This is a genomic window from Mesorhizobium sp. M7A.F.Ca.US.011.01.1.1 (assembly GCF_003998295.1).
Classification (GTDB): domain Bacteria; phylum Pseudomonadota; class Alphaproteobacteria; order Rhizobiales; family Rhizobiaceae; genus Mesorhizobium.
Genome location: NZ_RZRT01000002.1, coordinates 202653 through 226526, shown reverse-complemented (window position 1 = coordinate 226526; position 23874 = coordinate 202653). Strand labels below are relative to the sequence as shown.

Sequence of the window (23874 nt, the reverse complement as noted above, 5' to 3'; positions counted from 1 at the left end):
GGGGGGCGGTTCGACTTGCGCTTGCTTTTTGCCTTGCTGCTGATGCTCACGAGCACCGCCGCCGCGGCGGCTGAGCGACGCGTGGCACTGGTTATCGCCGCTGACGACTACCGCCTGATCCGGCCGCTTGCCAATCCGGTCCATGACGGCGAGGCGATGGGCGCGGCGCTGAAGAAGCTCGGCTTCGAGGTCGTCCTCGAAACCAATCGCGATTTGCGGCGAATGCGCCGCGCGCTCGACGATTTTCGCCAGGATGCCAAAGGCGCCGACGTGGCGCTGGTCTATTTCTCCGGCCACGGCGTGGAAATCTCGGGCGATAACCGGCTGCTGCCGGTCGATGCCGACCCCTCTTCGCTCGATGCGCTGGAGAAGACCAGCTTGCCTCTGGAGGAGGTGCGCAAGACCGTGGCCGCCACCGCCAAGGTCGGCCTGATCATGCTCGACGCCTGCCGGAGCGATCCTTTTTCGGGAAGCAGCGGTGAAGGGCGCGGCGCGACGTCGCTGGCAAAGGATGTCGCGGGAAAAGTCCGGCCGGGTCTCGGCCGGACTGGCCGCGCCGAAAACATCCTGTTCGCTTTCTCGGCAGCACCCGGCGAGACGGCGGCCGACGGAACCGGCCAGAACTCGCCATTCACCATGGCGCTGACCAAATATCTCGGCACCAGCGGGCTCGAAATCCGCTCGGTGCTGACGCTGGTGCAGCAGGAGGTCTACGATTTGTCGCGAGGCAAACAGCTGCCTTACGTCGAGAGCGGCCTGCCGAAGCTGTTCTTTGCCGCGGCCGCCAAGGAACAATTGCCGGAGCGCGAGCGCCTGCTGCTTGCCATGGCCGACGTAACGCCGGAAATGCGCGGTGAGGTCGAGCAGGTTGCCAGCGATGCCGACATGCCGCTGGCGCCTCTCTACGGCGTGCTGATCAGCTCCGACGCCAGCCACCTTTCGGCGGACAGCCTGAATGCCAGGCTGCGAGAGGCAGCCGACGCTTTCGTCAAAGTGCGCGGCGAAATGAGGACGCTGGCCTCCGATGATCCGCAGGTGACGGAATTGCGCCGGCAGGCCGAGGAGCAGCTTTCGCTCGGCGCCTTCGATGGGGCTCGCGCCATCCTCGCAAAGGCCGCCGACATCGACAATGTTTCGCGCAACGCCTTGAAGGCCAATTTCGTCGGCCGCACGCTGTCCGAGGCGGCGACGCGTTTCCTGTCCGGCGGTGCGGCGCGCGCCGACCTCGACTACGCCACGGCCATCAAGGATTATGAATCGGTCCTGGCCCTTTACGGCGAAGCCGGGCAGACCGATCTGACCCTGGACCACGCCGACCGCCAGATCCGCACGCTGGACGAACTCGGCAAGCTCTACACCCTTGTCGGCAACACCGATGCGGCAGGCCGCGCCTTTGCAGCGCTGGTATCCAATCTCGAGCTGCGTTCGGCCCGGGAAACCGACCCGAGCGTCAAGCGCGATTTTGCCGTCAGCCACATCAAGCTCGGCAACATCAGGCTGGCGCAAGGAGACGTGCCGGAAGCGCTGGAAAGCTATCGGACCGCCAGAACCATGCTCAAGGATTTGACCGCTGCCGAACCCGATCGGCTGTCATGGTTCGGTGACTTCGCCATGGCCGACGACAAAATCGGCAATGTGCTTGTGACGCAAGGCGATCTGGCTGGGGCCTCGCAAATCTACCAGGAGGGCCTGTCGGTCAAGAAGCAGCTTGCCGACAACGAACCGGAGCGCGCCGAACTGCAGCGCGACCTGACCATCAGCTATGACGAGATCGGTGCACTGGCGCGTACCGCCGGCCAGTTGGACAACGCCCAGGTGGCCTACGAGGAGAGCCTGAAGATCCGATTGGCATTGGCCGAAAGGAAGCCGCAGGATGCCGAACGGCAACGCGATGTCTCCGTCAGCCATGATACGATCGGCGACCTCAAGCGCGAGCGCGGCGATGCGGCGGGCGCACTCGCGTCCTATAAAGCGGGCCATGCGATCGTCGAGCGGCTGGTGGGCCGCGACCCCGACAACAGTGAGCTGAAGCGCGACTTGTCTGTCGGCAACGCAAAAATCGGCAATGCGCTGGGCGACCAGGAGGACTGGCCGGCAGCCCTCGCCGCCTACAGGCAAGCCCTCTCGATAGCCCGCATGCTGGCGGCCAGTGACCCCGCCAACACCGACTGGCAACGCGACCTTTCGGTCAGCCTGGAGAAGGTCGCCGGCATTCTGGCGATACAGGGCGACCGCGCTGGAGCGCTCAACGCCTATACAGACAGTTTCGCTATCGCCGACCGGCTGGCCAAGCTCGACCCTGCCAATGCCGACTGGCAACGCGACCTGTCGATCACTCTGTCCGAGATCGGTATGCTCAAGGCCAAGCAGCGCGACGTCAAAGGCGCGCGGCAGGCTTTCCAGGACAGTCTCGACATCCGCCAGCAGCTCGCCCAGTCCGACCCAAACAACGCCACCTGGCAGCGCGACCTGGTGGTGGCCATGATCGACTACGCTCAGGTCGCCAAGAACCCCAAGGCCGTGCTTTCGCAGGCGCTGGACATGACGCTGGAGCTCGACCGCAGCGGGCGGCTGGCGCCGCGATATAAGTTCATGATCAAGTTTCTCAGGGACCGGCTGGCCAAAGTGAAATAGGGCCTGACGGGAGGCTGTCATGGACAGCCGGCTCATTCCCCGTGAAATGCCTGCAAACCTTGGAAAAACCGCCTTTTGCGCCTATATCTAGTGCATATCAGAGGCGCGATTCGGAGCGGGTTTTTCGCGCCGTGCAAGCGGCATCCAGACAACAGGTTTTCATGAGCGATCAGATCGACAACAACAACGGCGCTGAAGCCGAATACGGCGCCGATTCCATCAAGGTTTTGAAGGGGTTGGATGCTGTCCGCAAACGCCCCGGAATGTATATCGGCGATACCGACGACGGTTCGGGCCTGCATCACATGGTCTATGAAGTGGTCGACAACGCCATCGACGAGGCGCTGGCCGGTCACGCCGATCTCGTCACCGTGACGCTCAACCCCGATGGTTCGGTCACCGTGATCGACAATGGCCGCGGAATTCCGACCGATATCCACACCGGAGAAGGCATTTCGGCGGCCGAAGTGATCATGACGCAGCTGCATGCCGGCGGCAAGTTCGACCAGAATTCCTACAAGGTCTCGGGCGGCCTGCATGGCGTCGGCGTCTCGGTGGTCAACGCGCTGTCGGCGTGGCTGAAGCTGAAAATCCGCCGCAACGGCCAGATCTTCGAGATGAGTTTCACGCATGGCAATGCCGACGCGCCGCTGAAGGCCACCGGCAGCTATGAGCAGGACAAGCAGCCGGGCACCTATGAGGGCCGCAGCGGCAGCCAGATCACCTTCTTCCCGTCGGCCGAGACCTTCACCATGGTCGAGTTCGACTTCGGCACGCTGGAACACCGGCTGCGCGAGCTTGCCTTCCTCAATTCCGGCGTGCGCATCATTTTGACCGATGCCCGCCACGCCGATGTCGTGCGCCATGAACTGCACTATGACGGAGGCCTCGAAGAATTCGTCAAATATCTCGATCGGGTCAAGAAACCGTTGATCGACAAGCCGATCGCCATCCGGGCGGAGCGCGACGGGATCACCGTCGAAGTGGCGATGTGGTGGAACGACAGCTACCACGAGAACGTGCTGGCCTTCACCAACAACATCCCGCAGCGCGATGGCGGCACGCATCTGGCCGGCTTTCGCGGCGCGCTGACGCGCCAGATCACCGGCTATGGCGAATCCTCTGGGCTGACCAAGAAGGAAAAGGTCTCGCTGATCGGCGACGATTGCCGGGAAGGCCTGACGGCGGTGCTTTCAGTCAAGGTTCCAGATCCGAAATTCTCCTCGCAGACCAAGGACAAGCTGGTCTCGTCGGAAGTCCGTCCTGTCGTCGAAGGCCTGGTCAACGAAGCGCTCGGCACCTGGCTTGAAGAACATCCGAGCGAAGGCAAGGTGGTCGTCGACAAGGTGATCCAGGCCGCGGCGGCGCGTGAAGCGGCGCGCAAGGCGCGCGATATCACCCGCAAGAGCTCGCTCGGCGTCACTTCCCTGCCCGGCAAATTGGCCGACTGCCAGGAACGCGACCCGGCGAAGTCCGAAATCTTCATCGTCGAGGGTGACTCCGCCGGCGGCTCGGCCAAGGGTGGGCGTTCGCGCCAGAACCAGGCGATCCTGCCGTTGCGCGGCAAGATCCTCAATGTCGAGCGGGCGCGCTTCGACCGCATGCTCGGCTCCGACATGATCGGCACGTTGATCACGGCGCTCGGAACCTCGATCGGCAAGGACGAGTTCAACGCCGACAAGCTGCGCTACCACAAGATCATCCTGATGACCGACGCCGACGTCGACGGCGCCCATATCAGAACCTTGCTGCTGACCTTCTTCTTCCGGCAGATGCCGGAGCTGATCGAGCGCGGCCATCTCTACATCGCCCAGCCGCCGCTCTACAAGGTGACGCGCGGCAAGAGCTCGCAATACATCAAGGACGAGAGCGCGTTCGAGGAGTTCCTGATCGGCTCGGGACTGGAAGAAGCATCGCTTACCCTCGGCTCGGGCGAGGTTCGCATCGGACAGGACCTGCGCGGAGCCATCGACGACGCGCTGGCGGTGCGCCAGCTGATCAACGGCCTGCACACGCGCTACAACAGAGGCGTCGTCGAGCAGGCGGCGATCGCCGGCGGGCTCAACCCGGACGTGTTCACCGATCTCGGCCGCGCCAACGACATGGCGGAGCGGATTGCAAAACGCCTCGACATCATCGCCGAGGACACCGAGCGCGGCTGGACCGGCCGCATGTCGACCTCGAATGAAGGCGTCGGCGGCTATGTGTTCGAGCGCACGGTGCGCAGCGTCAAGGAATACGCGCATCTCGACCTGGCCCTGATCAATTCGGCCGACGCACGCCAGCTCGACCGCTACGCACAGCGCCTCAGCGAGGTCTACGGGTCGCCGCCGGTGCTGCGCCGCAAGGATGTCTCCGAAACCATCTCGGGGCCGCTGGCGATGCTCAACGCGGTCTTTGCGACCGGCCGCAAGGGCCTGACGATGCAGCGTTACAAGGGTCTCGGCGAGATGAACGCCGAACAGCTGTGGGAAACCACGCTCGATCCGAACGTGCGCTCGCTGCTGCAGGTCAAGGTCAATGACGCGACCGATGCGGATTCGCTGTTTTCGCGGCTGATGGGCGATGAGGTCGAACCCAGGCGCGAGTTCATCCAGGACAACGCGCTGTCGGTCGCCAATCTGGATATCTGATCTGGACATTAAATCCGAATTGGCGCGCTGCGGCGCGCCAATGTTCCGCTGGCGGCAAGAAAATCATTTTACAACGCGCCGGAACGGAAGTTCCCTTGGAACATTGTGACAACATCGATTCACAATATTCTAACAGGAGGCCTCCATGGGACGTGGCATTTTGCTCTGGTTGCTCGGCATTCCGATTCCGATCATCATTCTGATCATGCTGTTCGTACGATAGGGGGCTTCCATGCAGTCCACCCTGTCGGCGGTCGATGTTTCCGCCTCAACCGAGTCCTCCTCCACCGCCGTCAGCTGGGGACCGATCATCGCCGGAGCCTTCGCGGCCTCGACATTGACCCTCATCCTCATGCTGCTCGGTTCGGGGCTGGGATTGACCATGGTGTCGCCATGGTCGGGATCGGGCGCATCTGTCACCACTTTCGCGGCGTCCACCGCGATCTGGCTTGTCATCGTGCAATGGCTGTCCTCCGGCGTCGGCGGCTATCTTGCCGGACGCCTGCGCACCAAATGGGTCGGCATCCACACCGATGAAGTCTATTTCCGGGACACCGCCCACGGCTTTCTTGCCTGGGCGCTGGCCACGTTGCTCGTCGTCGGCGTGCTTGGCTCCGCGCTTTCCGCAGCGATCGGTTCAGGCGTGCAGGCGGTGTCCACCGTGGCGTCTGGCGCTGCCATGGGCGCATCGGCGGGGGCTTCGGCCAATGCCGGCAGCACATCGGCCGACAATGCGACCTCCTACCTGGTGGATTCGCTGTTCCGTCCGGCCGATCCGGGCAGGCTGGCTGCCGCCAATCCGGACAGCGATGCGGCTGCGGTCGGTCAGGCTTCGCGCATCCTGATCGCCGGTGCAGCGGCAGGCGAGGTTTCCGCGGACGACAAAACGTATCTGTCGCAGCTGGTCGCCGTCCGCACAGGGCTCTCGGAAGCAGACGCCAGGAACCGGGTGGATGCCGTCCTTGCCAAGGCTCAGGACGCCAAGGTCAAGGCGCAGCAGGCCGCCGACACCGCCAGGAAGGCCAGTGCGACGTTTGCCCTGCTTGGTGCGCTCTCGCTGGCCATCGGCGCCTTTATCGCCAGTGCCGCCGCGGCCCTCGGAGGCAGGCAGCGTGACGATGAAGAAGCGGTTTTTATCGCCAACCGCTGAACTGCACTTGCAACAAAGCCACTCCGGCCCGCCCGGAGTGGCTTTGCTTTGAAATTGTCGCACAGCGTTGCCTCGACCCCGTTCGCTGAAATCCGTTCCTATTTTCGGGGAGGAATCGTCGGTGCTTCGGCTTGGCTCGGCTCCAGTTTGCGACCGAGGTCGACCGCGTCGCGCAGCACGGCAAGATGCGAGCGCGGCCGATCGCCGACCTCGACACCGGTCGCCGTCAACGACCAGTACAGCGTGTGGGTGAAGACACGGCCGAGGCAACCGCGTAGCTCGACCTGGATGTTCTCCACGCCCGGGCCGAAATTCTCCGCCATCGGCCCGGAGATCGGATCCCCCGTCAGCCAACCGTTGCCGCGGTCGAAGATATTGGTCCAGCGCGTCGCAGCAAACACCGCGCCATGATGCACCGCGCGCTGCGGCTTGCCCGAAGAACGGTTGCGCCCTTCCTGATAAAGCAATGTGCCACCGGCCGCCGCTCCCTCGGCGACCGGCGGACATGCCGAGAACAGACGCTCGGCGATGCCGCGTCTGAATTCGGCGAGATTGTGCGTCACCAGAAATTCGCTGTGGGTCAGCGGGCTGCCAAGCGTGACGAAATCGCTGATCTTCCAAGGCCGATGGTTGTCGTCCTTGGTGCGCAGTTGGCGATAGAGCTCCCACTGATGGCGCCTGAAGCCGGCAAGATCGTCCAGGCTGCCGGGCCATGCCGAGCCGTCGGCGACGAGCGTCGCCTTGTCGATGGCGTGGATCGCCTTCAGTTTCGCCTTGTCGCGGATGGCCTCCAGTTTTCGGGGCCTGAAATCGGCCCACAAGATCTGCAGCAGGTCATAGGCGATCATCGACCCGAGGCTGTGTGAGACCAGCACGATGCGATCGTAGGTATCGTCCATCATCAGACGCTTCAGCAGCTTCAGACCACGGCTGCGGATCAGAGCCCGCTTCTCGACGGTTGCAGCTTCAGCGCGCACATAGGCCGCTACATCGCCGAAATAGGGAAGGCCAAAACGATCCACTGACCAGATGACGAACGAGGCCAGGATGGTGACGAGCGCGCCGACGGTCCACGAAATTTGCTGCTGCCAAACCGACGTCGCAAGCGCGAGAGCCGCGACCAGAACGATGATGACGGCCAGAAGCGTGACCAGATAGAGCTTTCGGGCGTCGGGCGGTATGTCGGCGGGCTTGCGCCACAGCAGGTTTGTCACCCAGGCGGCAAGCCGGCCCCGCGTCGTGCCCTGCGTGATGTCGGCCCAGTAAAGCTCGTAGAAATCGGTGCGGCGCCCATCGACATCGTAGGGCGTGGTGATGCGGCGAAGCTCGTACGAATTGGTCCGGCTGTCGGGAGTGATCCAGCTCTGGTTGATCTTCGCGCCGGCAGGGTCGGCCGGATCGGCGACATGGGCATAAAACGGCGCGCGACTGGGGTCGTGGCTCCAGACAGCCTGGACAAAGCCGCGCAGCGTATCCATCGGCCGCTGTTCGCCCATGCCATGCACGATCACCACCGCCTGGCCAGGCTTGCGCGGCGGTTTTCCGGTAGCCGGCGATGCGATGGGGTCGGGCACCAACGTCTCCGTTGACGACAATCCCGCCAGCGAGACGGGATTTCGTCATCGTAACCTGGAAATCGCCGTCAAGCCAAGAAAAAGCCTGTCGCGAGCCGGGCGTTCCTTGGCGTGTCTCGGTGCTGATTCCTGATCAGTGATCCATGGCTTTGACGATCTCTTCGGTCATCTTCTTGGCGTCTCCGAGCAGCATCATGGTGCCGTCCTTGTAGAACAGCGTGTTGTCGATGCCGGCGTATCCCGAACCGAGCGAGCGCTTGACGAACAGGCAGGTGCGGGCCTTGTCGACATCGAGGATCGGCATGCCGTAGATAGGTGAGGACTTGTCGTCGCGCGCGGACGGGTTGGTGACGTCGTTGGCGCCGATGACATAGGCGACATCGGCTTGCGCGAACTCCGAGTTGATGTCCTCGAGCTCGAACACTTCGTCATAGGGCACATTGGCTTCGGCGAGCAGCACGTTCATGTGGCCGGGCATGCGGCCGGCCACCGGGTGGATCGCGTATTTGACGTCGACGCCATTGGCCTTGAGCTTGTCGGCCATTTCGCGCAACGCGTGCTGCGCCTGGGCGACCGCCATGCCGTAGCCGGGTACGATGATGACCTTCTGGGCGTTCATCATCAGATAGGCGGCATCGTCGGCCGAGCCTTGCTTGACCGTGCGCTCGATGCCGTCGTCGGCGACTGCCGCCGTCTCGCCGCCGAAGCCGCCGAGAATGACCGAGATAAAGCTTCGGTTCATGCCCTTGCACATGATGTAGGACAGGATCGCACCGGACGAGCCGACCAGCGCGCCGGTGATGATCAGCGCCAGATTGCCGAGCGTGAAGCCGAGTGCAGCGGCCGCCCAACCTGAATAGGAATTCAGCATCGAGACGACGACCGGCATGTCGGCGCCGCCGATCGGGATGATCAGCAGAATGCCGAGCACCAGCGAGGCCGCGACGATCAGCCAGAAGACCAGCTTGGACTCGGTGGTGACCAGCAGCACGATCAAGACGATGAGCGCGATGGCAAGTGCCGCGTTGATGAAGTGGCGTCCGCCGATCATGATCGGCTTGCCGGACATGCGACCATCGAGCTTGAGGAAGGCGATGACCGAGCCGGTGAAGGTGATGGCGCCGATGGCGACGCCAAGGCTCATCTCGATCAGCGCCTGGGCGTGGATGTCGCCATCCGTGCCGATGCCGAAGCTTTCCGGCGCATAGATGGCGGCGGCCGCCACCATGACGGCGGCGAGGCCGACCAGCGAGTGGAAGGCGGCGACCAGTTGCGGCATCGAGGTCATGGCGATGCGCCGCGCGGTGACGGCGCCGACGCCGCCGCCAATGGCCAAGCCGAGCACGATCAGGCCGAAGCGGCCGGCCGAGGGAGTTGCCAGCGCCAGCGTGGTGGCGATGGCAATGCCCATGCCGATCATGCCGTAGAGATTGCCCTGCCGGCTGGTGGTCGGATGCGACAGACCGCGCAGCGCCATGATGAACAGGACGCCGGAGACAAGGTAGAGGAAGGACGCGAAGTTGGCGTTCATGGCGCTCTACTTGTCCTTCTTCTTGTACATGGCCAGCATGCGCTGGGTGACGAGGAAGCCGCCGAAAATGTTGACCGAAACCAGCATCAGCGCGACGAAGCCGAAGCCCGCGGCAATGCCGGAGGCGGCGATGCCGACGGCAAGCAGCGCGCCGACGACGATGACCGAGGAGATGGCATTGGTGACGGCCATCAGCGGCGTATGCAGTGCGGGGGTCACCGACCAGACGACATAGTAGCCGACGAAGATCGCCAGGACGAAGATGGCAAAGCGGAAGACGAAGGGATCGATGGCGCCGCCGGAGAGCGCATGCGCGGCATCGCCGGCCGCGTCAGTGCCGCCGGGCGCGGTCGCCAGATTGTGCACTGCCAGCCGGACCGCGGCGGAGGCCTGGTCGAGCTGGTCGAGGGCTTTCTGCAGGGTCTGATCCATCACGCGATCCCTTTCGGCTTCGACGAGGGCGACTTGGGTGCGGCCGCCTTCTTGGGCGCGGCTTTCTTGGGCGAAGCGTCGGCGACCATGGTCTTGGCCGGGATTGCGGCCGGCTCGACATAGTGGCCCTTTGGCGGCTGCTGATCGGCTTTCACGAAAGCCGGATGCACGATCTTGCCGCCATCGGTCAGCATCGTCGCCTTGACCAGATCGTCGTCGCGATTGATGGCAAGCGTCTTGGTCGTCTTGTCGACCAGCGTTTCGAGAAAGGCAAACAGGTTTCTGGCGTAAAGCAGCGATGCTGACGCCGCGATGCGGCCGGGCACATTGAGATGGCCGACGATTTTTACCCCATTGGCCGTTGTCACCACTTGGCCCGGCACGGCGCCTTCGACGTTACCGCCGCGCTCGACCGCCAGATCGACGAGCACCGAGCCCGGCTTCATCGAGGCGACCATGTCAGCCGATACCAGTTTGGGCGCCGGCCGGCCGGGGATCAGCGCCGTGGTGATGACGATGTCCTGCTTGGCGATGTGCTCTGATGTGAGTGCCGCCTGCTTGGCCTGATATTCCTTCGACATTTCCTTGGCGTAGCCGCCGGCCGTTTCCGCAGCCTTGAATTCCTCGTCCTCGACCGCGAGGAACTTGGCGCCGAGCGAGGCGACCTGTTCCTTGGCGGCGGGGCGAACGTCGGTGGCGGTGACGACCGCACCAAGCCGGCGCGCGGTGGCGATCGCCTGCAGGCCGGCAACGCCGACGCCCATGATGAAGACCTTTGCTGCCGGCACCGTGCCCGCCGCCGTCATCATCATCGGCAGCGCGCGATCATATTCCGAAGCCCCGTCGATCACCGCCTGATAGCCGGCCAAATTGGCCTGGCTGGACAGGACGTCCATCGACTGCGCCCGGGTGATGCGCGGCATGAATTCCATCGAGAAAGCGGTGACGCCAGCCTTGGCCAGGGCTGCCACAGCGGCATCGTTGCCATAGGGATCCATGATGGCGATCACGGCCGCGCCGCGCTTGTAGCTCTTCAGCTCGACATCGCCGGGCCGACGCACCTTCAGCACGACATCGGCTTTGGCGACATCGGAAACCTTGCCGATGGCAGCGCCGGCCTTGGCGAATTCCTCGTCGGGGATGCGGGACCTCGTGCCGGCGCCGGTCTCGACGACGACGTCGAAGCCCAGCGCCGCCAGCCGTTTCACCGTGTCGGGCGAGGCCGCGACGCGCGGCTCGTTGGCATCGAGCTCACGAGGGATGAAAACCGTCTGTCCCACCGCATGATCCTTTCGGCCGGAAGCTATTTCCCGCAAGACGCCGGCCGGCCTCGCGGCGGCGCCATGGACAAGGTGTCGGAAAAATCTATCGGAGGATAAAGGCGCCGACAGCCAGAATCAGCACGAACAGAATGGTCGCCGAGAAGAAGCCGCCCGCGAAGAAGCCGAAGGCCATCGCCAGGAGCAGGGCGCCGCAAAACAGCGAGCCGTACTTGGCCAGCGCGAGGAAGCCCGCATAGGTGCGGTCATGCTCGGCATAGTCCATCTTCGCGCCCAGTTCGACAGGACCGGTCGGCGAGTGATCAGCCATAGGAATACCCCTTCGAAGACATCTTTCAGGCACATAGCGAAAAGCCGGGCCGAGAGCAATGGCGCTATTGCCGCACAACTACCGACAACTGCCTCAAAGAAAGGTTGAAGCCGGCTGCCGACGCGCGACGGAGTCCGATCGCTGGATTCCGGCGCTTGATGCGGAAAGATGCTCCGAAGGCGGACGCTTGCGTGGCCTAAGCCGGCGCCTCAGCCGGCTAGATGCGGAAATAGCCCGAGCAACCCGACGACGATCAGATAGAGCGCGACGATGTAGTTCAACAGCCTTGGCATGACCAGGATCAGCACGCCGGCGATCAGCGAGATGAGCGGGGTGAGCGCAAGTGTGGAAATGGTCATGACGGGTTCCTTTGGCATATCCGTGGATTCGGCGACCAATAGCGAGGACGACAACGCGCCGAGCCATCAGAACGCGTATCCGACCGGAAAGCTCCAGTGGTTCTGCGAAACGCCTAATCTCAGGCGGCTTCGCGAAAATATTTGGCAGTCGGCAGGATGGTCAGCGGCGCCAATTCTCCAGCACCAGGTGTCTCGAACAGCATACGCTGCTCCAGAGATGTGGATCGGAAGAATGGGAAGCGTGAGAACGACCGCTCGCGAATGGCAGCGACATTGGCGCGATAGAGCACGACCTTGTAGTTCAGGCCCGGATAGTCGCGCAGCTCACCGATCTGCTCAGAACTGTAGATACGACGGTAGAAACCCGCATGTTCGGGCCGGATAGTCGAGAGACAGTACGGTGCGTCGAAGTAAAAACAGGCCATTCCGGCAAGGCGCAGCGTCAGGTAGGGGATCTGCGGATAGACCTTCGACCAGTCTGGGTCGGCGGCAAAGCGGCTTGGATCCGCAAAGTGCGCCCCGGCAGCCAGCATCGGGCGCAGGATGTCGCCGTAGACAGTTGTAGACGGCGATTGCGGCGTGGCCCGGCAGGCATGATGAATGCGCACCGTGGAGACCAGGATTCCGTCAATATAGACGCCGAACTTGGAACAATTTTCAGCTTCGTCGAGCTCGTCATGCACAATATGTTCCGGGTTTTCTGGAACCATATCATTCAAGATATAGGATTTGTAGCGTAACCTATAGATGTCTTCGAGATCCTCGCCCTTGTCGCAGCGGCGATATTCCGTCCGCTCAAGCATCGCTGAAACATTGCGGGCGAAACTCGACATGCTGTCGGGCAAATTTTCTTCACCCCCGCCCGCCACATGGCCAAGCGCTTCCAACTGCACATCCATACTCAAACCCTCGTAAGTTTCCGCCGCAGTTCAACCTACGACGGGACCCTGAGATGTAAAAGATGAAAATGGAGCGCACGTCGTTTACCGATCATTAACGTTAACGGTCCGTAAATTTTTATGAAAAGGCGACGCTCTTCCGGCACCGGTCAGCGACGTGCGGCTCTCTTGGCTATATTGATGTCCTTGGCGAAGGGCCATACCGTGTTCGACATGGTCTCGATGCCGGAAGCGCTGAGCGCCGAACCGAACAGGAACCCCTGGACGAGATCGGGCTTGACCTGCAGCGCCAGTATCTTGAGCTGCTCGAAGGTCTCTACACCCTCGACGGTCACCGAAAGCCCCAGCGGCCGCGATAGGTTGACGATACCCTTGAGCAGCTCGAGCGAACGGGGGTTCTGGGTGACGTCCATCAGGAACGAGCGGTCGATCTTGATCTTGTCGAGCGGCAGTTTGTGCAGGTAGCTCAGGCTCGAATAGCCGGTGCCGAAATCGTCGAGCGCGATGTGCACGCCGATCTGCTTCAGCTCCTCGATATACTGGCGCGTCAGCGACTTGTCGTCGAGCAGCGCCGTTTCGGTGACCTCGATCTCGAGCCGGGAGGCGGCGAGGCCGGAGCCGGCCAACGCATCGCGAACCTTCTGGATGACGTCGCGGTTGCGGAAATCCTTGGCCGAGAGATTGACCGAGACGCTGGTCTGGTCCGGCCATTTGGCGCATTCGGCGCAGGCTGCCTGCAGCACGAAGGTGCTGATCTCGGAAATGATGCCCATTTCCTCGGCCAAAGGAATGAAGATGCTGGGCGAGATCGGCCCGAGATCGGGGTGATCCCACCGGCACAACGCCTCGCAGCTGGCGATACGCATGGTGCTCATCGCCACGATCGGCTGATAGACCACCCTCAAGCCCTTGCTTTCCACGGCTGTACGCAGGTCCGCCTTCATCAGCTGACGGTTGCGGAAGGCGGCATCCATCGAGGCTTCGAACAGCCGCCAGCTGTTCTTGCCGAGCTCCTTGGCCTTGTAGAGCGCCAGGTCCGCCTTGACGATCATGGCGTCGACATCGGTATCCTTGACCCGTGACAGCACCGCGCCGCCGCTGGCCTGAATGCGCAGCCCGTGACCGGCGACGTCGACTTCCCCTTGCAGGCCGGCGAAAATCTCGTCGAGTTGGCTGGTCAGATGGCTCTCATCCTCGACGCGGTCGAAGAAGATCATGAACTCGTCGCCACCGAAACGGCTGACGGTGATATCTTGCCTGGCAATGGCGGCAAGCCGCTCGGCAACGGCATAGATCAAGCCATCGCCGATCGGATGGCCAAGCGTGTCGTTGACGCTCTTGAAATCGTCGAGGTCGAGCACCGCAAGGCCGCAGAGACGATCGCGATCGCCGGATACCATGGCCTCGCCGACCAGTTCATGGAAATAGGCGCGGTTGGGCAGGCCGGTGAGGTTGTCGTAACGTGCCATGAAGCGGATCTTGTCTTCCGCCTCGACACGGGCGGTGACGTCCTCGAAGGTGATGACGCCCAGTTCCTGGCTGCCTTCGCGAGCCGAGAACTCGTAATGCTGGCCGTTGGCGAGGGAAACCAGCACCTTGCGGTCGCGGCCCTCACGCAGGGCACGCGTCAGTTGGGCCTCGATGTAGCGGCAATCCTTGGGCGCCAGCATGCCGCCGGCGACACCGCGCATCAACAGACCATGGATCGACCGGCCGAGCAGCGCGTCGGGCGATTTGAGCGACATCAGATGCGCGGCTTCGGCATTGGCCACCGCGACGCGGCCGTCCGGGCCGAGCATGACAAGGCCATGCGACATGGTGTTGAGCGCCCGGTTGAAGCGCTGAGCGATGCGGTTGGCCTTCTTTTCCTCGGACAGGGCGGCGAAAAGCACCTCGCGGACCAGATCGGCGAAGCGCTTGATGGCAAAAAGAAATGGCGCCGAAAGCAGGCCGAGAATGAAGTGATAGGGATCGCCCCGCAGGATGAAGCCCAGCGAGATCGGCCAAGTCATGGTCATAATGAAGATCACGACCATCCTGGGCGAACCATAGTTGCGGCCAGCAATAGACGTGGCGGAGGCAAGCGTCACGCAGACGGCAGCTATTTCCGCGAACGGGTCATAGGCAAGGTAGATGCCGACAAAGCAAAAAGCACCAAGCATGAAGCCATGCATCGAGCCGTACAGTATGTAGTCGTTCTCGCGGCGACGCGCCTCTTCCCAATTTTGAGGCGAAGGAGCGTGACGATATTTCCTGATGTTGCGAAGACGAAGGAAGGCGACGGCCAGCAGTCCGAGGGTGACCGCGAGATAGGCCGGATCCATGGTTTTCCAGTAAACCAGCACGACCAGCAGGGTTTGGGCAAAGAATCCTATCGAAAGCGTCAACCCGTCGCGAAACAAGGTTTCCACGAACGGAATGTAGACGTCGACCGGGATCTCGTTCTTCTTTATCAGATTCAACGCCTGAATCCCAACCCTGGGGAGCCAAGCAGTGCCACATCCGCCTTAAGAAAGATTTAGAGAGGCCCCGCCGCTCCTGCCGTCAAGCCGGGTGACGTAACGGAAAGCAAGGAAACTGTCGTTCAGGTAAACAAGGCGTATCGATCATTCCGCGGCCTGAAGTTCGGGCCGCGCCGGCGTACTCGACAGGCGTTCGAGCAGCCTTTGGCGTTCGCTCGAAGCCTTGTCGGCGCTGGCTCGACGGACGTGGCCGTAGCCGCGAATGAGGGCAGGCACCGAAGCCAATGCAGCCGCCGCATCGACCCTGGCCGGGGCCAGCGATTCGGCGATGAGCTCCAGATCCGCCTCGTACCGCGCCAGCAGCTGCCGCTCCATGCGCCGTTCGGCGGTGTAGCCGAACAGGTCGAAGGCGGTGCCGCGCAGGCCCTTCATCGCCGCCAGAACCCGAAAGCCCTTCATCATCCACGGGCCGAAGCTTGATTTCCTCGGGCTGCCGTCATTGCCACGACGGCCCATGATCGGCGGAGCGAGGTGGAATTCGAGCTTTTCATAGCTCTGGAACTGTTTTCCAAGTTCGGCGACGAAAGAGCCGTCCGTGTAAAGACGCGCCACCTCGTATTCGTCCTTGATCGCCATCAGCTTGAACAGGTTCCTGGCGGCCGCCTGCGACACCGCGGTCGAACCAGGCACGGCCTTCGCTTCGACGGCGCGCAAAATGGCCAGTTTTCCGGCATAACGCCTGCCATAGGCGGCGTTCTGATAGGCGGTCAGGAAGGCGACGCGGCGGGCGATGATGTCGTCCAGTGTCTCGGCGATGTCCGTGGCCTGGTCGGCCTTTCCAGCCACGGCCGGACCCGGCTGGGCAACGAGCCCGCGCACGAAATCCGGCTGATGGGCAGCGCGACGTCCCCAGCGGAAAGCGGCGACGTTCATCGCCACGGCTTCGCCATTGAGCTCGATCGCCTTCTCGACCGCCTCGGCCGACAATGGCAGGCCGCCATGCTGGAAGGCAAAGCCGAGCATGAACATGTTGGCGCCGAGCGAATTGCCGAAAAGTGCCGTGGCGGTGCGGGTGGCGTCAAAGAAATGCGCCTTGTCGTCGCCCGCTGCCGCGCGGATCGCTTTTTTCAGCCGCTCTATCGGCAACGAAAAATCGGCCGAGCGGGCGAATTCGCCGGGCATGATCTCGGCGGTGTTGGCGACGAAGATGGTGTGGCCCTCGCGCACAGCGGTCAGCACCTTCTTGGCGCCCGACACGACGAGATCGCAGCCAAGCACCAGATGGGCCTTGCCGGCCGAAACGCGGATGGCATGGATGTCGTCCGGGGTGCGGGCGATGCGGACATGCGTGAACACCGAGCCACCCTTCTGGGCGAGGCCGGCCATGTCGATCATGCCGCAGCCCTTGTCCTCGAGATGGGCCGCCATGCCGAGCACGGCACCGACGGTGACGACGCCGGTGCCGCCGACGCCGTCGATGATCGCCGCCCAGCCCTGCTCGCCAAGCGGGAATTGCGCCGGCACAGGCACGCCTTCCAGCGGATCGGCTTTGCCGGCCAGGCCCTCGGCCTTGCGGATCTTGGCGCCGTGCACAGTGACGAAGGATGGGCAGAAGCCGTTGACGCAGGAGAAATCCTTGTTGCAGCTCGACTGGTCAATCTTGCGCTTGCGGCCGAATTCGGTCTCGACCGGCTGGATCGAGACGCAGTTCGACTGCACGCCGCAATCGCCGCAGCCTTCGCAGACCAGTTCGTTGATGAAGACCCGCTTGTCGGGATCGGGGAAGGTGCCGCGCTTGCGGCGGCGGCGCTTTTCGGCGGCGCAGGTCTGGTCGTAGAGCAGCACCGAAACGCCCTTGACCTCGCGCAGCTCGCGCTGGACGAGATCGAGGTCGTCGCGGTGATGGATGGTGGCGCCGGCCGGGAATTCCGCCTTGCCGGCATATTTGCCGGGCTCATCGGTGACGATGGCGATGCGGTCGACGCCTTCGGCGCGCACCTGCCTGGCGATCATGTCGACGGTCAGGCCGCCTTCGTGCGGCTGGCCGCCGGTCATGGCGACGGCGTCGTTGTAGAGGATCTTGTAGGTGATGTTGGCGTCGCTCGACAGCGCGAAGCGGATCGCCAGCGTACCGGAATGGTTGTAGGTGCCGTCGCCAAGATTCTGGAAGATGTGCTCGCGCTTGGAGAACGGCGCCTGGCCGACCCATTGCGCGCCCTCGCCGCCCATGGCCGTGAAGCCGACGGTGTTGCGGTCCATCCACAGCGCCATGAAGTGGCAACCGATGCCGGCAGCGGCGATCGAGCCGTCCGGCACCTTGGTGGACGAATTGTGCGGGCAACCGGAACAGAAGAACGGCGTGCGCGAGCCGATGTCGGTGGCGTCGGCGAGCATTGCCTGGAACTGGCGCAGCTTCGCCACCCGCGCCGAAATCTCTTCGGACGGGCCGATGGTCCTGACGATCCTCTCGCCAAGCGCGATGGCGATCTCGTTGGGATCGAGCGCGCCCTTGGCCGGAAACAGCCAGTCGCCGCGCTCGTCCTTCTTGCCGATAATGACCGGTTGGGTGGCAGTGCCATAAAGGCTTTCGCGCAACTGCACCTCGATCAGCGAGCGCTTCTCCTCGACGACGACAATGGTATCGAGGCCGCGGGCGAAATCGGCGATGTGATGCAGGTCGAGCGGCCAGGGGCAGCCGACCTTGAACAGCCGCACGCCGATGCGGTTGGCGGCCGCCTCGTCGATGCCGATGTCCTCCAGCGCCTGACGGACATCGAGATAGCTCTTGCCCAGCGTGATGATGCCGATCTTCGGGTTGCGGCCGCCCGAATAGACGATGCGGTTCAGCCCGTTGGAAAGGATGAAGGCGGAGGCCGCGGCGCGCTTGTGCTCATGCAGCCGCTCCTCCTGGCCGAGCATGTCGATCTCGTGACGGATGTTGAGACCGCCAGGCGGCATGTCGAACTCGGGCACGACGATGTTCAGCCGCTCGAGCGCGGCATCGACCGAGGCGGTCGATTCGATGTTGTCCTTGACGCATTTGATCGCCGCCCACGTGCCGGCAAAGCGCGACATGGCGAAGCCGTAGAGCCCGTAGTCGATGATCTCCTGGACGCCGGCCGGGTTGAGGATCGGCACCATGGTGTCGACGAACAGGAATTCGGTAGCATGCGCGTTGGTCGAGGATTCGGCCATATGGTCGTCGCCCATCAGAGCGAGCACGCCGCCATGCTTCGACGAGCCGGCGAGATTGGCATGGCGGAACACGTCGCCTGAGCGGTCAACGCCCGGCCCCTTGCCGTACCAGACCGAAAAGACACCGTCATGGGTGCCCTCGCCCAGCAGTTCCGTCTGCTGCGCGCCCCAGCAAGCGGTGGCGGCAAGCTCCTCGTTGAGACCCGGCTGGAAGACGATGTCAGCCTGGGCGAGCTGTTTCTTCGCCTTCCACAGCTGCATGTCGAGGCCGCCGAGCGGCGAACCGCGATAGCCGGAGACGAAGCCGGCCGTGTTCAAGCCGGCGCGGCGATCGCGCTCGCGCTGCATCAGCAGCATGCGGATGACCGCCTGCGCGCCGGACAGGAAGATGCGCTCCTTTGCGAGATCGAACTTGTCGTCGAGCGCGACGTCGTGCAGCGTCATCAGGCATTTCCTCTGCGGAGGCCACGCGGGGCAGGCAGCCAACGTCGGGGTCGGATGACGCATCCTTTCTCCCCTTGCAAGGCAGGTCAAACAAAATCGCAGATGCCAGGCAACGCGCAACGAACAGTCCGCGGCCATCCTGAATAGGGTATGAAACGATCCGCGGACATCGCCCGGCGCACGAAAATTTCAGCTGCGGCCCGGATGGCCGCGACGCGTCAGCCGCCCTTCGAGCAATCCGGCTTCGGTTCGCCCGGCAGCTTGCCGTCGGGATGGCCGACGAGATCGGGATTGGCGGTGTAGAGCTGATCGATGACCAGCGGCCGGTCGGGCAGGATCGACTGGTCTTCCGTCGACATCAGCGTGGTATCGATCTTCTGCAGGACCGCGCCGTCGGCGCCCTTGATGCTGATGGCAATCGCATAGGGCTTGTTCTTGACGACGCAGGTCAGTGCCGGGCTCTCCAGCGTCACCTTGTCGAGCTTCGGCCAGACCTTCTGCTCGACCACCAGAGGCGCGCCGCCGGCGGGATCCTGGAAGCTGGCGACCGCGACCTGGCCCTCTCCCATCGGCTTCAGCGGCCGCAGCGTCACGACATAAGTCGCCCTTGCGAGGCGGTAGTTGAAGACGAATATCTTGCCGGAAATCTCGAACAGCTTCCCTTCGTCATTGCCGGTATCGCGGCAGGCGCCGAGCGCAACGGCCGCGATGAGTGCCGCGCCGACAAGGATCGAATGGGAAAGGCCGCTACGCATTCTTGACCTCATTTTCCGCCATGCGACGGCGACGATAGTGACGGCTTGCCTTCTGCCTGTTGCCACACACCGCCATGTCGCACCAAAGGCGGCTGGAATTGCGGCTTCTGTCGACGAACAGCCAGGTGCAGCTGGGACAGATCCTGAGCCTCGCGACGGTGTCGTCGCGCAGAAGCGACAGCGCCGAAACCGCCAGTGCCGCCTCGAAGGCGATCGGCGTCAGGGGATCACCGAACGGCCTCCCCGGCGCACCGATCTCGGTCCGGCTGCCGGCAAGGCCATCGCCGCAGGCTCTCAGGAATCCGGGCAGATCAGTGGTGGCAACCGCGCCCTTCGACGCCGCATCACGAAACAGCCGGTCCGTCGCCTCGCGGATCGACAGCACGACGGGCGCGATCGTCACCGCCGAGGATACCGCCAGCGGCCTTTCGCCAAGTTCGGCGGCGCGAAAGCGGCTCGCCGCATCGGCGAAGCGGGCAATCTCGGCCGGGTCGTCGAAGCGGTCGAACGTCCGCTCCGGATCGCCGCGCAGCACGACGGTGTTCGCCGTGTCGAGCGCAAGCAGGCCGCCGGTGAAGCGGTGCGGGGTCCAGGATACCGTCATGCCAAAAATCTAACCGATAAATCGTATTTGACAAGTTAGATTCAGCGATGCAACCTCACTCCGGGATGCGGCGGTCTCCGCAGCCTTTTGAGCATGTCGTTGGCCAAGACCGCTTCGCACTTTTGATCGACGTGCTTCGAGGTTTTGTATGCTCTATTTCTTCCAGCAGGTGCTGAACGGGCTGCATTCGGGCGCGCTTTATGCGCTGCTCGCCTTTGGCTATGTGCTGACCAACGGCATCCTCCATCGCACCAATCTCGCCTATGGCGCGTTGTTCGCCTTTTGCGGCCAGACGATGATCCTGACCACGGCCTTCGGATACCAGGTGCTGTGGCTGACGCTGCTGGCGGCGGTGGCGCTCGGCGTCGTCGCTGCGTTCCTCTATGCCGCGCTGATCAGCCACGTGCTGTCGCGCAGTGTCTTCGAACCTTTGGCCGACCGCACGCCAAATGCGATCGTGGTGACGACGCTCGGCATCCTGCTGCTGCTGTCCGAAGCGAGCCGCATCGCCGCCGACACGCATGATCTGTGGCTCCCGCCGATGCTGGCGCAGCCTATCGTTTTCGCGCAGGGCGCGACCTTCAAGGCGACGCTGACGCTCATCCAGCTCATCGACTGCGCGGTGGTGCTGACGGCAATCGTGCTGGCCAGCCGGGCTTTTGCCCGGTCGAGCTTCGGCCGGCGCTGGCGTGCCGTCTCCGACGACCCAAAGGCAGCCGCGATGTGCGGCGTCGACGTGCGCGCGGTGTTCCGGCACGCGGTGCTGTTCGGCGGCTTTTGCGCCGCGCTGGCCGGTGTGATGGCCGGGCTCTATTACGGCAATGTCAGCTTCGGCTCAGGCCTCGTCTACGGGCTGAAAATCCTGTTCGTGACGGCGGTCGGCGGCTATCTCTCGCCACCGCGCGCGGCGCTCGGCGCGGCCGCCTTCGGCATGGCCGAATCGCTGTGGGCCGGCTATTTCCCGGTCGAGTGGCGCGACGCGTGGATGTATCTGTTCCTGGTCACGACGCTGATCCTGATCGGCGCCGGCCGCGACACCGGCAAAATCGCCTGAAAGCGTCAGACTTTGGTTGCATGACGCTAGGGCAGATCGCCGCTATTGGGCACTGTCTGCCATGCGATGATATTTGCTGCCTCTATCCTTGTTGACCCGTCAGTCCACGCGCGGCATACCGTTGGACCACACGGCGTGACGGACAAAAAGGGGGAAGCCGGCACGCCTCCGGTACAGGGAGGAATGCATGGCAGGGCTGCTCGCTCTATCCAGGACTATTGATCGCGCCAACGAATTCATCGGCAAATGGATATCGTGGCTGATCCTGCTGGCGATCCTGGTGAGCGCCGCCAACGCCATTATCCGCAAGGTGTTCGACATTTCCTCGAACGCCTGGCTCGAGCTGCAATGGTATCTGTTCGGCGCCGCCTTCATGCTGGCGGCCGCCTATACGCTGAAGCAGAACGAACATATCCGCATCGACATCGTCTACGGCCTGTTCCCACGTCGCGTGCAGCACTGGATCGACCTGCTCGGGCATGTCTTCTTCCTGATGCCGTTCGTGACCCTGATGGTGATCTATTTCGTGCCCTATGTGTCGCTGTCGTTTCGCAGCGGCGAGATGTCCAACAATTCCGGCGGGCTGATCATCTGGCCGGCCAAGGCCATCCTGCTCATCGGTTTTTTCCTGCTCGCGCTGCAGGGCATTTCCGAGATCATCAAGAAGATCGCCATCATGCGCGGAGACATGGACGATCCCAACCCCTTCATATCGGTGCATGAGCAGGCCGAACTCGAAGCCAAGGCGCTGGCCGACGAGGTGCGCTCGTGATGGAGTTCATCGCGCAGAACATGGCGCCGATCATGTTCGCCTCGCTGATCATCTTCCTGCTGATCGGCTACCCCGTCGCTTTTTCCTTGGCCGCCAACGGCTTGATGTTCTTCTTCATCGGCGTGCTGCTATCCCCCTATTCCGGAGGATCGATCAACCTCGCCTGGCCGCTCCTGCACGCATTGCCGGATAATTTCTATGGCAGCCGGGTGATGTCGAACGACACGCTGCTGGCCATCCCGTTCTTCACCTTCATGGGCATCGTGCTCGAGCGGTCGGGTATGGCCGAAGACCTGCTCGACACGATCGGCCAGCTGTTCGGGCCCATCCGCGGCGGCCTTGCCTATGCGGTGATCTTCGTCGGCGCGCTTTTGGCGGCGACCACCGGCGTGGTGGCGGCTTCCGTCATCGCCATGGGCCTGATCTCGCTGCCGATCATGCTGCGCTATGGCTATGACCGCCGGCTCGCATCCGGTGTCATCGCCGCCTCCGGCACGCTTGCACAGATCATCCCGCCGTCGCTGGTGCTGATCGTGCTTGCCGACCAGCTCGGCCGCTCGGTCGGCGATATGTACGCGGGCGCGTTGATCCCGGGCCTCGTGCTCACCGGCCTCTATATGTCCTACATCCTGATCATGTCGATCATCCGGCCGAACTCGATGCCGGCGCTGCCGCTCGAGGCTCGTACACTCGGCCATGGCGTGATGTCGCTGCTGGTGGCTTTGCTGGTCACATCAGCGGTTTCCTACGCGGCGTATCGTTATCTGGCGCCGGCGCATGGCGACAATGCCGACATTCTCGGCGCGACGGCCGGAGTGCTGTTCATCTACATCGTGGCCATTGCCGACAAACGCCTGAACTTCAACCTGATGTCCAGGCTCGCGCAGCAGGTGATCATCGTGCTGATCCCGCCACTGGCGCTGATCTTCCTGGTGCTGGGCACCATCTTCCTGGGCATCGCCACCCCGACCGAAGGCGGCGCCATGGGCTCGGTCGGCGCCTTGTTCATGGCGGCGGCCAAGGGGCGCTTGTCGCTTGACGTCGTCAAGCAGGCACTGGCCTCGACGACAAGGCTGTCGTCCTTCGTGCTGTTCATCCTGATCGGCGCACGGGTGTTCTCACTGACCTTTTACGGCGTCAACGGCCATATCTGGGTCGAGCACCTTTTGACGTCGCTGCCGGGCGGCGAGGTCGGCTTCCTGATCGGCGTCAACATGCTCGTCTTCTTCCTCGCCTTCTTCCTCGACTTCTTCGAATTGGCGTTCATCATCGTACCACTGCTGGCGCCCGCCGCCGACAAGCTCGGCATCGACCTGATCTGGTTCGGCGTGCTTCTGGGCGTCAACATGCAGACCAGCTTCATGCACCCACCCTTCGGCTTCGCGCTGTTCTACCTGCGTTCGGTGGCTGCGCGCGTGCCCTATCTCGATCGTCTCACCGGCAAACAAATCGCGCCGGTGACCACCGGACAGATCTATTGGGGCGCGGTGCCCTTCGTCTGCATCCAGGTGATCATGATCGGGTTGACCATCGCCTTCCCGCAAATGGTGATGCACTACAAGGGAACGACCGTCGATCCGGGAACCATCGATTACAAGGTGCCGGAGGTGCCCGGCCTGTCACCGCTCGGCACGCCGCCGGCGGATGGAGCGGCGCCCGCTGGTGGCGGCACGGCGCCGGCAGCTCCCGACCTTTCGCAACCGCCCAGTTTCGGCGATCCCACACCGGCAAAGCCGGCAGCGCCACAGCCTGACCTGTCGCAACCGCCAAGCTTCAACTGAACCGG

Annotated in this window: 17 protein-coding genes; 6 read left to right on the top strand and 11 right to left on the bottom strand. The window is 63.2% G+C overall.

Features of this window, described 5'->3' with window-relative positions; genetic code table 11:
* Positions 1 to 15 precede the first annotated feature (15 nt).
* From EOA13_RS03640 to EOA13_RS03630, 3 genes are all read left to right on the top strand, one after another.
* Positions 16 to 2634 (top strand): caspase family protein, encoded by a 2619-nt coding sequence (locus EOA13_RS03640; protein WP_127289784.1) that lies wholly within the window; start codon positions 16 to 18, stop codon positions 2632 to 2634.
* Between the two features lie 161 nt (positions 2635 to 2795).
* Positions 2796 to 5267: a DNA topoisomerase (ATP-hydrolyzing) subunit B gene (gene gyrB, locus EOA13_RS03635; RefSeq protein WP_127273497.1), complete on the top strand. Its 2472-nt coding sequence runs from the start codon at positions 2796 to 2798 to the stop codon at positions 5265 to 5267.
* 232 nt (positions 5268 to 5499) lie between these two features.
* Complete coding sequence (locus EOA13_RS03630; RefSeq protein WP_127289782.1) at positions 5500 to 6417, top strand: hypothetical protein; 918 nt, start codon at positions 5500 to 5502, stop codon at positions 6415 to 6417.
* A gap of 98 nt (positions 6418 to 6515) precedes the next feature.
* On the opposite strand, the gene EOA13_RS03625 is transcribed toward EOA13_RS03630, so the two are convergent.
* From EOA13_RS03625 to EOA13_RS03575, 11 genes are all read right to left on the bottom strand, one after another.
* On the bottom strand, positions 6516 to 7991 hold the full coding sequence (locus tag EOA13_RS03625) for a hypothetical protein (protein WP_127289780.1): 1476 nt from the start codon (positions 7989 to 7991) through the stop codon (positions 6516 to 6518).
* Between the two features lie 133 nt (positions 7992 to 8124).
* A complete protein-coding gene (locus EOA13_RS03620) occupies positions 8125 to 9522 on the bottom strand; it encodes an NAD(P)(+) transhydrogenase (Re/Si-specific) subunit beta (RefSeq protein ID WP_127289778.1) in 1398 nt (465 codons plus the stop codon).
* Positions 9523 to 9528: 6 nt separating this feature from the next.
* The gene (locus EOA13_RS03615) at positions 9529 to 9957 is read right to left on the bottom strand and encodes an NAD(P) transhydrogenase subunit alpha (protein WP_024501908.1); all 429 of its coding nucleotides are present in this window, start codon (positions 9955 to 9957) and stop codon (positions 9529 to 9531) included.
* On the bottom strand, positions 9954 to 11234 hold the full coding sequence (locus EOA13_RS03610; protein WP_127289776.1) for a Re/Si-specific NAD(P)(+) transhydrogenase subunit alpha: 1281 nt from the start codon (positions 11232 to 11234) through the stop codon (positions 9954 to 9956). The genes EOA13_RS03615 and EOA13_RS03610 overlap by 4 nt, the downstream gene beginning before the upstream one ends.
* Positions 11235 to 11319: 85 nt before the next feature.
* Positions 11320 to 11544 (bottom strand): aa3-type cytochrome c oxidase subunit IV, encoded by a 225-nt coding sequence (locus EOA13_RS03605; RefSeq protein WP_013528204.1) that lies wholly within the window; start codon positions 11542 to 11544, stop codon positions 11320 to 11322.
* A gap of 209 nt (positions 11545 to 11753) precedes the next feature.
* Positions 11754 to 11903: a DUF3096 domain-containing protein gene (locus EOA13_RS03600; RefSeq protein WP_013528205.1), complete on the bottom strand. Its 150-nt coding sequence runs from the start codon at positions 11901 to 11903 to the stop codon at positions 11754 to 11756.
* Positions 11904 to 12022: 119 nt separating this feature from the next.
* Complete coding sequence (locus EOA13_RS03595; protein ID WP_127289774.1) at positions 12023 to 12802, bottom strand: hypothetical protein; 780 nt, start codon at positions 12800 to 12802, stop codon at positions 12023 to 12025.
* A gap of 149 nt (positions 12803 to 12951) precedes the next feature.
* Positions 12952 to 15264: an EAL domain-containing protein gene (locus EOA13_RS03590; RefSeq protein ID WP_127289772.1), complete on the bottom strand. Its 2313-nt coding sequence runs from the start codon at positions 15262 to 15264 to the stop codon at positions 12952 to 12954.
* Between the two features lie 144 nt (positions 15265 to 15408).
* Complete coding sequence (locus EOA13_RS03585) at positions 15409 to 18903, bottom strand: indolepyruvate ferredoxin oxidoreductase family protein (protein WP_127289770.1); 3495 nt, start codon at positions 18901 to 18903, stop codon at positions 15409 to 15411.
* A 218-nt stretch (positions 18904 to 19121) separates the two neighbouring features.
* Positions 19122 to 19658 carry a hypothetical protein gene (locus tag EOA13_RS03580; protein WP_127289768.1) on the bottom strand — a complete coding sequence of 179 codons (537 nt, stop codon included), beginning with the start codon at positions 19656 to 19658 and terminating at the stop codon, positions 19122 to 19124.
* Positions 19651 to 20262: a CGNR zinc finger domain-containing protein gene (locus EOA13_RS03575; protein WP_127289766.1), complete on the bottom strand. Its 612-nt coding sequence runs from the start codon at positions 20260 to 20262 to the stop codon at positions 19651 to 19653. Before EOA13_RS03575 ends, EOA13_RS03580 begins: the two co-directional genes overlap by 8 nt.
* Positions 20263 to 20410: 148 nt before the next feature.
* Here EOA13_RS03575 and EOA13_RS03570 point away from each other — a divergent pair, with 148 nt between their 5' ends.
* The 3 genes from EOA13_RS03570 to EOA13_RS03560 all read left to right on the top strand — a co-directional run bounded on the left by EOA13_RS03570 (position 20411) and on the right by EOA13_RS03560 (position 23869).
* Entirely contained in the window at positions 20411 to 21316 is a 906-nt protein-coding gene (locus tag EOA13_RS03570; protein ID WP_127289764.1) for a branched-chain amino acid ABC transporter permease, read from the top strand.
* Positions 21317 to 21503: 187 nt separating this feature from the next.
* On the top strand, positions 21504 to 22088 hold the full coding sequence (locus tag EOA13_RS03565) for a TRAP transporter small permease subunit (RefSeq protein WP_127289762.1): 585 nt from the start codon (positions 21504 to 21506) through the stop codon (positions 22086 to 22088).
* Entirely contained in the window at positions 22088 to 23869 is a 1782-nt protein-coding gene (locus EOA13_RS03560; protein ID WP_127290110.1) for a TRAP transporter large permease subunit, read from the top strand. Before EOA13_RS03565 ends, EOA13_RS03560 begins: the two co-directional genes overlap by 1 nt.
* Positions 23870 to 23874 lie beyond the last annotated feature (5 nt).

Coding starts and splice junctions, on each gene's coding strand:
- EOA13_RS03585 (WP_127289770.1), bottom strand. CDS start 18,903: ATGACGCTGCACGACGTCGCGCTCGACGACAAGTTCGATCTCGCAAAG.
- gyrB (WP_127273497.1), top strand. CDS start 2,796: ATGAGCGATCAGATCGACAACAACAACGGCGCTGAAGCCGAATACGGC.
- EOA13_RS03630 (WP_127289782.1), top strand. CDS start 5,500: ATGCAGTCCACCCTGTCGGCGGTCGATGTTTCCGCCTCAACCGAGTCC.
- EOA13_RS03570 (WP_127289764.1), top strand. CDS start 20,411: ATGCTCTATTTCTTCCAGCAGGTGCTGAACGGGCTGCATTCGGGCGCG.
- EOA13_RS03600 (WP_013528205.1), bottom strand. CDS start 11,903: ATGACCATTTCCACACTTGCGCTCACCCCGCTCATCTCGCTGATCGCC.
- EOA13_RS03565 (WP_127289762.1), top strand. CDS start 21,504: ATGGCAGGGCTGCTCGCTCTATCCAGGACTATTGATCGCGCCAACGAA.
- EOA13_RS03620 (WP_127289778.1), bottom strand. CDS start 9,522: ATGAACGCCAACTTCGCGTCCTTCCTCTACCTTGTCTCCGGCGTCCTG.
- EOA13_RS03595 (WP_127289774.1), bottom strand. CDS start 12,802: ATGGATGTGCAGTTGGAAGCGCTTGGCCATGTGGCGGGCGGGGGTGAA.
- EOA13_RS03575 (WP_127289766.1), bottom strand. CDS start 20,262: ATGACGGTATCCTGGACCCCGCACCGCTTCACCGGCGGCCTGCTTGCG.
- EOA13_RS03605 (WP_013528204.1), bottom strand. CDS start 11,544: ATGGCTGATCACTCGCCGACCGGTCCTGTCGAACTGGGCGCGAAGATG.
- EOA13_RS03580 (WP_127289768.1), bottom strand. CDS start 19,658: ATGCGTAGCGGCCTTTCCCATTCGATCCTTGTCGGCGCGGCACTCATC.
- EOA13_RS03560 (WP_127290110.1), top strand. CDS start 22,088: ATGGAGTTCATCGCGCAGAACATGGCGCCGATCATGTTCGCCTCGCTG.